We start from the raw sequence: 14,500 nt of genomic DNA on the forward strand, positions 1-14,500 counted from the left end.
TTGATATTTTCTGCATATCGGCTCAGCAAGATAATTAAAACTTGGTGCCTGCCATTATTCAGATTTTAAAGCGTTGACCGGGTTGCTCCATGCCGCCCGGATTGTTTTTATACTCATAGTGGCCAGTGCCAGCAGGGCCATTAGTCCACCGCCGATAGCAAAGATCCACCAGCTCATGGAAGTACGGTATACATAAGACGACAGCCAATGCTGCATAGCCCACCAGGATAACGGAATAGCCAACACGAAAGCGATGCCTACCAGCTTCATAAAATCGGTAGTCAGTAACGCTACCACCTGCCATACCGTTGCACCCAGTACCTTCCGGATACCGATTTCCCGGGTACGCTGATTTGTGGTAAAAATCACCAGTCCGAGCAGCCCGAGTGCACTGATAAAGAAAGCCAGTCCGGCGCACCAGTTCAGCAGCTGTACCGTGCGTTGTTCCTCGCTGTATAATTTAGCAATGCTTTTATCAAGAAAATCATAGCTGAACGTTTCCCTGGGATACACCTCTTTCCAGGCTTTCTCCATCTTTTCCAGGGCATGCTTCCAGACGATCCCGTTTTCGCCGGAAGGCCTTAACAACACATGCATGGTACGGTGTTGCCACAGTGCAGCACTGGACAGGGCCAGCGCAGGTATTTCCTTGCGGGTACTGCTGGTAACGAAATCTTTTACCACGCCTACCACAGGATGGTTTTCAACAACAACACCGATTATATCCTGGGGATGCCGGAAACCAAGTGAGGTCACCGCCTTTTCATTCAGTACCCATTCTGCAATGGTATCGGTGCTCCTGATGTTTCTACCGGCAATAATTTTCAGGTTATACAGCTTCGCATATAAACTATCGCCGTACCGTAACTCCATGTTTTGCGCAATCTCCTTTTCCCCCTGCTGATAACGGAACGTCATACTCATAAAGCCTCCAAACAGCGGAGGCGTTCCCCCCTGGCTAACCATCGCTATCTCCGGGATAGCAGCCAGCTTCTCTTGGAAAGTATTCCGCTCACCAGGACCGAGTTCCCGCTGCGGAGTTCTTACCGTTACGATTGCATCTTTCCGGAAACCGGGATCCCTGCTCAGTGAATAATGTACCTGTTTGCTCACGATCAGGGTAGCAATAATAAAGAACTGGGCCACCACAAACTGAGACACGGTGAGTGTTTTGCGTAGCCATACCTTTCCTCCTGCCGCCTGCACCTGCGTTTTCAACACCACCACCGGCTGAAATCTGGCCAGCACCAGGGCTGGATAAATACCTGCCAGAAGTGTGATACCCAAACAAAGGCCTAACAGGAAAAGTGCTGTTTGCCAGTCGTAAAGCATCTCTGTTGTTAAACCCTTAGGTAAAAAAGACTGGAAAAAGACCAGGAACAAGGGCGTCAATAACACCGACAATACACCCGCGAGGAAAGTAAGTAGCAAGGTTTCACTGAGGAACTGCAACAGTAATTGTGGAAAACTGCTTCCCAACGATTTACGGATACCCGTTTCCCTGGCCCTTCGGGCCGCCTGGGCAGTAGTAAGATTCACAAAATTGATCCCAGCCAGCAGCAATAATAAACAGGCCACCAGACTTAGGGCATATAACCTGGTAACGGCAGCCGGCGTACCTTCCGCCGTATAATCCCGGTTAAAGTGGATATCTCCGAAGGGCTGCAGCTGCAGCACATTCTTTGTCTGATCTTCGATCTTGTTTGTTTCTCTCAACTTCGCAAGTTCTCCTGTTACATCTTTCGCTGATGCCGAGGCATGTAGCCGGATCAGTAACTGCGATGCCGCATTCGTATTATTCCAGTAATCCAGCGCATACATCTCCCTTAATCCACTACTTTGTAAGGTAGACAAGGAAATGAATTCCATGTATTTAAAGTCTGTAGGCTGTTTTAAATCAGCCACTACGCCGCTAACGGTAGCCCGGATAGAATCGTCGTAGATGATTTCCTTTCCCAGCACAGCTGCGGGAGATAAACCCGGGAAATATTTTTCTGCACGACCGGCGGTTAATACCACTGTAAAAGGCTCCCGCAAAGAACTTGCAGCAGTACCTGATAACCATTGATATGGAAAAATATCAAAGTAGTTTTTATCAGCGTATACAACATCTCTTCCATTCTTAAAATCTTTCCCGTTAGCGGTAATCCGGCGTGTAATGTCGTTGATAAAGAAAGGCGCCACCGTTTCTACAGCCGGCATCCGGTCTTTTATTACACCGGCTACCGGTGCAGCAACGCCGTCGTTTTTTATCACTGTTCCATTGAAATCTACATCGGTCACCACCCTGTAAATACGGTCACTGTTCTTCTCAAATTTATCAAAGCTATTCTCGTAACGTATTACCTGGTATATCATCAGCGCGGCACTGATGCCAACCACCAATCCCATGATATTGATCACAGAAAAGGCTTTATTGCGCCAGATGCTTCTGAAAGAAACCAGTAGAAAATTCTTTAGCATAGTGAATATTTTATTCTGACCTCAGGCTCTTAACCGGGTCCATTAATGCTGCTTTTACGGATTGCAGACTAACAGTGAGCAAAGCGATCATAATCGCGATAGCGCCTGCCAGCAGGAATGTCCATACACTCAGGCCAGCGTGATAAGCAAAGCCTTCCAGCCACTGATGCATCGCATACCAGGCCAATGGCGATGCGATACAAAGCGCAATCAGCACCAGTCGGATAAAATCTTTCGATAACAGGGCTACCAGGCTGGCAGCAGAAGCACCGAGTACTTTGCGGATACCCACTTCGCGGGTACGCTGTTCTGCAGTGAAAGCTGCCAGACCCAATAATCCAAGGCAGGATACGCCGATAATAACAATAGAAAAGGTTGATAAAATGGTACTGGTTCTAAATTCTGATTGATATAATTCGTTAAAGTCTTCGTCCATAAAATGGTAATTGAAAGGCACTGCCGGCAGAAAATCTTTCCAGATACCTTCTATACCGGCGATCACCTGCCGGTCGTTTTTACCGGAAGTTTTCACCAGGATCTGTCCAAACCAGTTGTATTCCGGGAACACAACGATAGGCGTAATCTTACTTTTCATGGAAGCAAAGTGGAAATCTTTCATGACGCCTTTGATAGTACCTGCGCGACCATTCATCACCATTCTTTTTCCAAGAGCGGCTTCAGGTGTCCATCCCAGGTATTTTACAGCGGTTTCATTCAGGAAGAAATGAAATACCTGGTCTTTCTCCGGCTTCAGCACATCCTGGATATCTGCATCGGTTAAATCAGATCCGGCCAGCAAGGAAATACCCATGGTGCGGAGATAATCTTTTTCTACCGGAATAGCAGTGATATTAATACTATAATCGGCTGGCTTACCTTCCAGGTTGCTAATGGAATAACCACCACCCACAGCAACCGGGGAGTCGTAGGAAGCACTGACCATCTGCACACCAGACTGCTGCTGCAGCCGGCTCTTAAAGGATGCCAGCATCTGTGAATTAAAGTTCTCCCCTGATAACACCAACACCTGCGACCGGTCCATTCCCAGTTTTTTATGCTGGATATAACGTAACTGATTCCCTACCACCAACGTGCAGATAATAAAGAATACAGAAGCGGCGAACTGGAATACCACAAGGCCTTTGCGGATGTTACCACCTGACATATGTAACACCCGCCCTTTCAGCACCTGCACCGGTTTGAAGCCAGACAGGAATAAAGCCGGGTAAGTACCTGCGAGGAAAGTGGTACAAAAAAACACTGCGGCCAGCCAGGTATAAATCCGGGCATTGCCCAATCCCATTGAAAGACGGGTAGCCGCCAGGCTGTTAAATGCCGGCAACAACACCAGCGCCAGCAATACTCCCAGCACCATTGCACAAAATGTGATCAGGGTAGATTCTGCAATGAACTGCCAGAACAGCTGTCCCCTGATTGCACCCATGGCCTTGCGCACACCTATTTCCCGGCTTCTTTCCGCAGAGCGGGCCGTAGCCAGGTTCATAAAATTGATGCAGGCGATCAGTAATAATAGTATAGCCACCACCGTGAGAATGCGGTTGTAACGGATATCACCGCCCTGTTCTGTTGAATTCTGGGCAATGGAATGAAGATGGATATCCTGCAACTGTTCTGGTGTAAAACCGAGCGTTACCCCACTTCTGAGGGCACTCCCCATCTGTTCTTTTATCAGGTTGGTTAATCTTACCTGCAAGCCGGCGGCCGTCCCTTTGTCGGCCAGTTGCGCGTAAGTATAGTAGTTGGCTGCGTCCCATCCGTCTTTCTTTCCCAGCGAAGCATAGCTGGCCACAAAATCAAATTTCAGGTGGGTGTTAGATGGCGGATCCAGGGCTACACCGGTTACCTGGTATTCCTTGTTATCCACCTTTACCAGTTTACCTACAATATCTGTGGTGCCGAAATACTTCCGGGCCATAGACTCAGACAACACCACCATATTGGGGCCATTCAGTACAGTAGCCGCATTCCCTGACAACAGTGGAAAAGAAAACATGCTGAAAAAAGCAGGATCAGAATAGATAAAACGTTTTTCATTGGCCGCCTTATCTCCATACCTCACGGTAGATGTGGCAGGATAGATCCTGACAACCGATTTTACTTCCGGAAAGTCTTTCATTACCGGCGCCAGTCCGTTAGGCGTAAGAGCGGTATGAGTAACCGGCTGATCTTTTTCCCCGTAGTCCAGGCGGATCCGGTACAATTCAGCCGCATTTGCATGGAATTTATCGTAAGTCCATTCATTTTGCAGGTACAGGGCCAGCAATATAAAACAGGCGATACCGGCAGCCAGTCCGGTGATATTGATTACGGAATAAAGCTTACGCTTCATCAGGTTTCTTACCGCCGTTTTCAGATAATTACGCCACATCATAAAAGTTATTTTTAAAAAATTAGTCTCTGTTCAAACTGTCTACCGGATTAGCCAGTGCGGCTTTCACCGACTGCAGGCTCACTGTTAAAAAAGCAATGCCTACTGCTATTAATCCGGCCAATGCAAATACCCACCAATGAATACTGGTATGGTATTCAAAGCCCTGTAACCAGCGCCGCATAAAATACCAGGCGGCCGGTGTAGCAATCACGATCGCTACCACTACCAGGCGCAGGAAGTCTTTCGACAACAACAATACAATTCCACTTACAGAAGCACCCAGCACCTTGCGGATACCGATTTCCTTTTTACGGTGCGCCATTACCAATACCGCTATGGCAAATAATCCCATTCCGGAAATAATCACTGCCAGCACGGCGCCACTCATAAAGATCTTCGAAAACCTTTGCTCCTGGCGGTACAGCCGCTGCGCATTTTCATCCAGGAAAGAAGGGTCACTTTCTGCCAGGCTGTTGATGCTTTTCCAGAGGGTGGTGATCTTTTTCAGCGATGCCACTGCATTCGGTGATTCTACTTTTACGAAAATATAATTCAGCGGTGCATTGATAACCATCACCAATGGCTCCATCTTGTTGTGTAACGATTCAAAATGAAAGTCTTTTACTACTCCTATGACGTGTACCGGGAACGCATCCCCCATCTTGAAGTATAATCCTACCGGATCTTTCTCGCCCAATTGTTTAGCCATCAGCTCATTGATCACGATGGCATTACTATCTGTTCCATATTCCCGGGAAAAATCACGACCCGCTACTATTTTTAAATCCAGGGTTTGTGCATAGTTGTAATCCACTGCTACGCATTTGGTAGCCACGTGCCGATCTTTATAGGTAAAGCCACGGGTCCAGTTGCCGGAAGAGCCATCATTGCCCAGACCCAGGTTAAGCATGCTGCCGGATACGCTTCTCACTTCTGCCATTTCCCCCAGCCGTTGCTTCATGGTACTTATATCGGAAGGAGTGGCATTGTCAAGAGGAATACTGATTACTTGTGATGTATTGTAACCTAACGGGGCCGATTGTATGAAATTAAGTTGCTGCCATATGATACACGTGCAGCTGATGAGTACTACGGCTACTATAAACTGTACAACGATGAGGCCGTTGCGTACACCACTGCTCTTCCCCAGTCCCAGTTTACCTTTCAGCACCTGCAGGATGTTGAGGCGCGCTACTTTCCATGCCGGGTAACCACCTGCCAGCAACGTGATAATAAAGAAACCAATTACTACGCCCGATACCACCCATACATTACGGAATACACTCAGTGCCAGCCGGTGCCCGAATGCCTGGTTATAATAAGGCATCAGGAAGGCCGTCAGCGCGAGGCTTACTATCAGCGCAAAGCAGCATAAAAGAAATGCTTCGGCCCAGAACTGTATCATCAGCTGGTTGTCCTGCGCCCCCAGGGATTTGCGTAACCCGATTTCGCCGCTGCGGCCGAATGATCTGGCGATGGAGAGATTAATAAAGTTGATAGCGGCTATAGCAATGATCAACCCGGAAAGGATGATCATCAACCAGGGGTAGAAGCTGTTTAGACCACTGTAGAAAGTGCTGCCTTCGGTCAGATGGAAATCTTTCAGTCCAAGCGCGCTGATGTAAAATACATCCTTTCCATGTGCACCGGCACCACCATTCTTCTGCAGGTCTTCTATCTTTCCTTTATAATATTTCTTTACAATGATATTCAGATTTTTCTCAAAAGCTGCGGGCGTAACACCTGGCTCCAGCTCTACAAACAAAGGAAAATTGGCAGCGCCCCAGTCATTCCTGGTGGTATTGAAGTCCGGATCATTCTCCAGACGGGTAAGCAATTGAAATTCTATTCCTGAGTTATCAGGTACATCAGCCGCAACAGCACTCACAATATATGGCTGCCATTGTCCACTCAGGTTCAATTCCACTGTTTTACCAACAGGTTCAGCATCTTTAAACAACGAAGTGGCGGCCTGTTGTGTCAGCACTACCTGGTTCAGTTGTGATAGCGCCTCTTTTTTATTTCCCTTTATCAATGGGAAAGTAAACATATCCAGAAAATCACGGTCCACCAGTTGTGTGCTGAGGTAGTAATGATTAGCGCCATATCTCACGGGAGTATTATTCCCGGCAATAAAGGAAGTATGTTTAACGCCCGGTACTTCTTTCTGTATAGCTACTGCCAGTGGCTTCGCCATACTGGATCCGGTTCTGAGTTGTGATCCCGTATGCTCTTCACTGATCAGCTGATAAATATTTTTCCCGTTCTCATGAAAATTATCATAAGTCCATTCCCGGTATGCGGTGAGTGATAAAAGTAAAGCTGCACATAATGCGGTGCTCATCCCAATGATATTCACCGCAGCAAACACTTTTTGCTTACGCAAATTCCTCCAGGCAATCTTTAAATAACTCTTTAACATAGTGGTCTGTTTATATTGAAAAAAAATAAAAGCAGGGCACGTAGAGACGCGCTCTGATTTGCTGTTCACTTGTTATTCTACTTTTAAGGCCGTTACCGGGTTCCTGACAGCCGCTCTCACGGTTTGCAGTCCTATAGCCATAGCAGCCGTGGCGACTGCAATAAAGGCCGACAATACAAACATCCAGGGTTGCAGGTGAATGCGGTAAGCAAACTGCTGCAACCATCCGCGCATCAGGTACCATGCAATTGGTGAAGCAATCACCAATGCCATAAAGACCAGTCTGATAAATTCTTTGGACAACAGTGTGGTGATCTGTACCACGCTCGCGCCCAATACTTTGCGTACACCGATTTCGCGGGTACGTTGTTCCGCTGAAAAAGCTGCGAGTCCCAGTAAACCCAGGGCAGATATCAATACGGTTAAAGCGGTAAATCCTCCAAATATCCCGGCCAGCCGGTCTTCTGCGGTATACATCTTCGCAAAAGCATCGTCCAGGAAGGTATATTGAAAAGGCGTCTGCGTATCATATACGCTGTATATCTTACTGATCTGCGCAATTAACGCAGGTATATTCTGCCTGGGTGCAATTTTAACAAACAGGCATCCGGGGCTACCTGCACCCCATAAGGCCGAATTATCTTTCTCTACTTTCAGTGCGAGTGGCGTAATCGCTGCATGCAATGATTTAAAATGAAAGTTTTTAAGTACGCCTATTACTTTCGCTTCTGCTGGTCCCATCCTGAACTGCTTTCCTATGGGAGATCCTGGAAAGCCAAAGCCTTTCACTGCTTCCTCATTTAAAACAATTGTTCCCGGTGTGCCCAGTTGTGCCATATCAGCAGGTGGTATCTTCCATTGTAATCCCATCATGCCCAACAGCGAAGTATCTACACTGAGTACGTTGAGAGAGAACATAGGCTGATGTACATCTTCCCGGGGAACAAACCATATATCATAATCACCGAATAAGGAATAACGCCCTGTGCCTGTTTGTGTAACACCATTCAATGCCGCTACCTGCTGGCGGTAAGACTGGTAATGACCTGCTATTGAACTGCGGAAGGGCAACATCAGCACATTTTCTTTATTGATACCGGTATCTGTATGCCGGAAGAAAAATAGCTGACGGTTAATAACAATACTGCAGATAATCAGTACTGCCGCTGTGGCAAACTGCAGTACCGTCAATACTTTCCTCACTGTAGCACCGCCATTTCCCTTACTCATTTTACCGGATAATACCGTCACGGGATTATAACGGGAAAGCACAAACGAAGGATAACTACCGGCAATCAATATGGTAATCAGCAACAGGGCCGAATAAATACCCAGTACCACCGGATGATACAGGAAAGTCATATCCACTTTCAGTTGCAACAGATTAAAAAACCACGGCCGTAAAATGAAACACAACAAAAGGCCCAGGCAGAAAGCCAGGAAGGCATACAATGCAGATTCTACATAAAATTGCTGTGCAATATGTTTATGATCAGCACCCAATGCTTTTCTGACGCCTATTTCACGGGCCCGTACAGTAGCCCGGGCGGTAGACAGGCTCATATAGTTGATAAGGGCCATCAGCAGTATCAGCGTGGCCACCAACGGGAACAAGCTGAGGTAGCGCAAATTAAAACCGGCACTAAACCGCGATTCGCGGTGCATGCTGGCCAGGGGCATTAATACGCTTTTTCCGGGATCCTGCTGTGCCACCAGCAACTGGTCAATATTCCGTGTTACCTGGTCCTGGTGACTGGCATCATCCAGCTTCAGAAACGTTAAGAATGCACCCGCAAAGCCACCGGCCGTGGTCACCAGTTCTTTCATGGAAGTCATGCTACTCATACTGGCACCCGATAACAGGAAGTCTGCTTTCAGGCTGGAGTTGGACGGGGTATTGGCCATAACGCCAGTAATCTGAAAAAGATATTCTCCATTAAAACGTAATTGTTTTCCAACTACATCTGTGTTGCCAAAATATTTCTTAGCCATATCTACCGACAACACCATAGTAAAAGGTTGTTTCAGCACCTCATCCGGCTGTCCTTGCAGTAAAGGAAAAGAGAAGAAGCGGAAATAATTGGCATCTGTAAACCAGACAGCAGCTTCTTCATCGCGGATAGATGGATTATCGACGCGTTGTAATACGGTGGTTTCCTGCAGCAGGCTACCCATGCGGAGAAAACTTTCCACGCCAGGGCTCTGTTGCCTGACAGCAGGTGCGCTGGCATAGTTAAAGCGATCCATCTGGATAGTATCGTTCTCCATTTTTATTCTTTCCAGCAGAGAAAAAATACGGGCACTGTCTTTATGGAAACGGTCATAACTCAGTTCATGTGCTACATACAACATAATGAGCATGCACACACAAAGACCGGCCGCCAGCCCACCAATGTTGATGAAACTGTACAGCTTTCTTTTACCAAGATTGCGCCATGCAAGTTTTATGTAGTTCAGTAATAGCATAAGTCTAGTCGTTTCGCAGGTTATCCGCCGGATTCACATCAATTGCTCTCCAGGTTTGTGAAAGAATCGTAATTAAAGCCAGCATTAACAGTAGGAAAAAGCTTCCCAACATAGGAAGAATACCGATGCTGACCCGGTAAGCAAAGATCTGGAGGAAGAAAGTACTGCCGATATAACCCAATGGCAGCGCAATACAACCGGCAATCAGGATTAACCGCACATAATTTTTTGAAAGAAGTATCAATAACCCGGGAGCCGTGGCGCCCAATACCTTACGGATACTGATTTCTTTTTTCCGGGTGAAAGAAGTGTAGGCCACAATGCCCAGCAGGCCCAATGCGGCGATCATAGTGGTAATGAACACCAGGAAGCCCAGCATGGATACTACTTCACGGCCATCGCGGCTCAGCAGCTGTTCATCCATCCATTCAGCGTTAAATGTTTCTCCCGGATGCAATTCCAGCCATATCTTCTTCACGTCTGCCAGTTGTGCTGTTTTATCGCCATTGTTCATGGTCAGTTGCAGCTGATGGAATTCACCCGGTATAAAACGGATCGCCATCGGGCGGATATTTACTTCTATGGGTTGGTAATTAAAATCTTTTACTACGCCTACAATGCTTAGTGGCAAGGAGTCTGACAGGAACAGCGTTTTACCGATAGCATCTGCCGGTGATTTCACCCCCATGATGCTCAGCGCCTTTTCATTCACTACCAGGTATTGTTCCTTTTCCCTGGAAGCTGCAGCCGGAAAGGTAGTACCAGCCAGCAGTTTCAGGTGCATTACGTTGAGGAAATCCATATCACCGGCATAGTAGCCAAACTCAATGGTGTTTTTGCTGTCGCCTGTGCGCAGGTTGCAGAAGCTGCTATGCCTTGGCATTCCCAGTGTACCTGAACTGGCGGTGGCAGATTCCACCTCTTTCAGTTGCAGCATCCTTTCTTTCATCCTTTGGTAATCAACACCTTCCAGCGGCACATTCAGGATATCCCTGCGGGCGAAGCCCATGTCTTTTACAGATTTATAATGAAACTGGCGATACACCGTTACCAGGAAAATGATGGCCGTAATAGACAGGGAAAACTGTATCACGATCAGCGTTTTTCTTAAACCGATACCACCAAACAGTTTGATGTCGATCATATTCTTCAGCACCTTAGCAGGCTGAAAAGCAGATAAAGCCCAGGCGGGAATAGCACCGGCAATCAAGCCAATGATCACGCTGAACAGCAGGAACCAGCCAAGTATGGCAGGTGTCAGCAGGTTGATATCCGGCACCGGCAAGCCGCTGAAATGGGAGGCCTGCATAGTTAATAACAGCAATACCGCCATCACCAGCGACAAAAGACACATCAACACCGACTCTGTGATGAATTGCATAAATATCTGCCAGCGATGTGCGCCATTTACTTTTCGTACGCCGACTTCTTTGGCCCGTTGTAAAGCACGTACTATAGACAGGTTGGTGTAATTAAAACAGGCGCAGAGAATTAGCCCGAAAGCCACTCCCATTTCTGTAAGTACTTTACCCCAGGAGGGAGTGTTACCGATGTCGTCGAATAAATCCCAGGAGGGAGATATTTTGCTGAAAGCCTGTGCCTCAAAAGCCATAGTACCCCAGCCTTTCTGAGTAAAGCCGTCGTACCGGTGTCCGAGGTCTGTTAAGGCAGATGTCAATGCAGACACACTTTCTCCTTTACGTAACACTACATAGGTGTAGCTACTTTTTACGATATCCCAGTTATTCAGCTGATCAGGCAATACCTTGCTTTGTTCCAGCGCCGGTACAGAAGACATCGCCGCAAAAGCTTCAAAATCGAGATGCGACCTGGAAGGATTAGGCTGTAATACCCCGCTCACAATGAAGCTGCCGAACCGGTCCATCTGGATTACCTTTCCCATGGGATCATTCGTGCCAAAGAAACGTTTCGCCGTTTCTGCCGATAATACAATACTGTTGGGCGTGGTTAAAGCCATGCGGGGATTCCCGGCTGCCAGCTTAAAACCAAATACATCAAAAAAAGAGGGTGTAGCAAAAGCGCCACGGATATTGATCTTCTTGTCATTTATCTTTCCTTCACCAGACAACGCGCCATACACGGTCGCTTCATTTTCTACTGCCGCATAGTTGCTCTTTAACGCAGTTCCCATCGGCATGGGCACACTCGCTACATGATACTTCCTGCCGTCAGGGGTTTGTGCATGAGTAGTGATTCGCCAGATACGGCTCGCCAGCGGATGAAAATTATCGTAGGAAAAGCTCTCCCGTACGGATAACAGTACCACCAGGCACACGGTCATACTCACTGCCAGCCCGGCAATGTTGATAAAGGTAAATAACCTTTGCCGCTGCAGATTTCTGAATGCTATGACGAGATAACGTTTAAACATGTTGTTTACTCCGCTTTTAAAGCTGTAACAGGATTACTCAATGCCGCCTTTATTGACTGATAACTCACAGTGGCCAGCGCAATCAGCACTGCCAGCACACCGGCGATGATAAAGATCCAGGCTGATAAGTCAGTATGATAGGCAAATCCGGACAACCAGTTATTCATCATATACCAGCTGACAGGCGTAGCCAGTAAAATACCGATGATCACCAGTGTGAGGAATTCTCTTGAAAGCAGGCTGGTAACATTCATCACCGATGCGCCCAATATCTTCCGGATACCAATTTCTTTCTTCCGTTGCTCCGCAGTGAAAACAGACAATCCGAATAAACCAAGACACGAAATCAGCACCGCTACAACAGCGAATACCTGTGCCAGCTTGCGGAGCATCGTTTCCGACTGGTACATATTATCGAAGGTTTCATCCAGGAAATGGTAATCTACCGGATAACCAGGATTCAATGTGGTAAATATTTTTTCTACAGCGGCCACCTGGCCGGCGACCTCTCCTTTGCCCAACCGCAGCATCATGTAGCTACTTTCCTTTGGCTGTAACATGATCACCATAGGCGTGATATTTTCCCGCAGGGAATTAAAATGATAATCTTTTACCACACCAATAATGGTCCCCTTTCCACGCCAGAAACTAATCTGTTTTCCTATGGGATGTGCCATTCCCATTACGCGGGCGGCTGTTTCGTTGATGATATAAGCGGCAGAATCAGAAGCAAAGTCGCGTGAAAAATCTCTTCCTTCTTTCATACTGATACCCATCGTCGTAGCATAGTCATATCCTACCATCTGAGGGGCGGTATTCAGTATCAGTTTTTCCGGTTTTCCTTCCCAGGACAAATCCGCACTGCTACCGCTGCCAGACAATGGCAAAAAGCTGTTGTAGGTGAAGGATTTTACCTGTGGCAACTGTGCCAGCGACTGCTCCACTGCTGTCCGTTTAGATTCAAAATGATCATCGAGGGACACATACATGATATTCTCCCGGTCAATGCCGAGGTTACGATGATAGATGTATTGCATCTGGCTGTAGATCACTACACTACCTACAATGAAGATAAAAGAAAGTACAAACTGCAGCACCACCAGGTTTTTCCTGAAAATTGATGCGCCGCTGCCACTGCTCAGGTCTCCTTTCAGCACTTTCACAGGCAAAAAGCGCGACAGTACAAATGCAGGATAACTACCCGCCAGTAAGCCTGTTACCAGGATCACGGCTAACACGCCCAGCAAATATTTCCCTATCACCGGCAGGGTGAAAGCAATGTGTTTTCCGGTAAAATTATTAAACACCGGCATCAGGAAATACACAACTACGGCAGCCGATAAAGCAGCGATAGCACACATTAATATCGCTTCGCCGGTAAACTGCCCGATCAGTGACATCCGTGATGCCCCCATCGCTTTACGTACTCCTACTTCCCTTGCCCTTTTGGACGCCTGGGCCGTAGAAAGATTCATGAAGTTGATACACGCGATAGCCAGCACAATGAGCGCAGTGATAAAGAATAAACGTACATACTCAATTCTTCCACCTGCAACTTTACCATTCTCATATTTTTCATGCAGATATACGTCCTCAAAGGGTTGCAGCCATACCTGATCTTTTCTGTCGGGATATTGCTGATGGAAATATCGTTGCATTTTTGTGGTTAACGCCGGTATATCTGTACCTGCTTTTACCACCATGTAATTAGTAACACTATAGCTTCCCGGCCGCAGTAACCAGGAATCTTCCTGCAAGGTTCTTGCAAAGGGCAGAATGAAATCAAATTGCATAGAAGATGCGGCAGGCACATCTTTCGCAATGCCGGTTACCTGTAGCGACTGGTTATCATTGATAGTAACGATCTTTCCGATGATGTCGGTGCTACCGTAAATTTTCTTTGCAAATGATGCTGTCAGCACAATAGCATCAGGCTGGGTTAAGGCGGTATGCTTGTTTCCCGCCAGTAAAGGAAAGTCCATTTCCTCCAGTATATTGGGAGAAGCGAATACATATTTATTCTCCAGGTACATCTGTTGCGCAGTTCTGAACACCACATTATTTCCTGTACTCCGGATGTTTACATTAGCCGTTATTTCCGGGAAACTGCTTTTTATCTGCTCTCCCATAATGTAGGGAGTAACGCCCATAGTGCGTATACCACCCCAGTCCACATTCACTTGCAGTCGATAAATATTTTTTCCGTTCGTATGAAATTTATCTACATTATACTCGTCCAAAACCCAGCATAAAATAAACATACAGATAGCCATACCAAACGCCAGTCCTGCAATATTTATCGCAGCAAAGAAGCGGCTTCTTTTCAGATTCCTCCAGGCAATACGGAAATAGTTCTTAATCATGT

General features: G+C 46.9%; 6 protein-coding genes. All 6 read right to left on the reverse strand.

Annotated elements, in window-relative coordinates; genetic code table 11:
* Positions 1-54: 54 nt before the first annotated feature.
* The 6 genes from BMW79_RS02065 to BMW79_RS02090 all read right to left on the reverse strand — a co-directional run bounded on the left by BMW79_RS02065 (position 55) and on the right by BMW79_RS02090 (position 14,498).
* A complete protein-coding gene (locus BMW79_RS02065) occupies positions 55-2,463 on the reverse strand; it encodes an ABC transporter permease (protein ID WP_089889884.1) in 2,409 nt (802 codons plus the stop codon).
* A 10-nt stretch (positions 2,464-2,473) separates the two neighbouring features.
* Positions 2,474-4,855, reverse strand: coding sequence for an ABC transporter permease (locus tag BMW79_RS02070; protein ID WP_089889887.1), 2,382 nt, complete (start codon positions 4,853-4,855; stop codon positions 2,474-2,476).
* 19 nt (positions 4,856-4,874) lie between these two features.
* The gene (locus BMW79_RS02075) at positions 4,875-7,277 is read right to left on the reverse strand and encodes an ABC transporter permease (protein WP_089889890.1); all 2,403 of its coding nucleotides are present in this window, start codon (positions 7,275-7,277) and stop codon (positions 4,875-4,877) included.
* 72 nt (positions 7,278-7,349) lie between these two features.
* A complete protein-coding gene (locus tag BMW79_RS02080) occupies positions 7,350-9,743 on the reverse strand; it encodes an ABC transporter permease (protein ID WP_089889893.1) in 2,394 nt (797 codons plus the stop codon).
* A gap of 4 nt (positions 9,744-9,747) precedes the next feature.
* On the reverse strand, positions 9,748-12,135 hold the full coding sequence (locus BMW79_RS02085; RefSeq protein WP_089889896.1) for an ABC transporter permease: 2,388 nt from the start codon (positions 12,133-12,135) through the stop codon (positions 9,748-9,750).
* A gap of 5 nt (positions 12,136-12,140) precedes the next feature.
* Positions 12,141-14,498 (reverse strand): ABC transporter permease, encoded by a 2,358-nt coding sequence (locus BMW79_RS02090; protein WP_089889898.1) that lies wholly within the window; start codon positions 14,496-14,498, stop codon positions 12,141-12,143.
* Positions 14,499-14,500 lie beyond the last annotated feature (2 nt).

Source organism: Chitinophaga arvensicola (genome assembly GCF_900110835.1).
Lineage (GTDB): Bacteria > Bacteroidota > Bacteroidia > Chitinophagales > Chitinophagaceae > Chitinophaga > Chitinophaga arvensicola.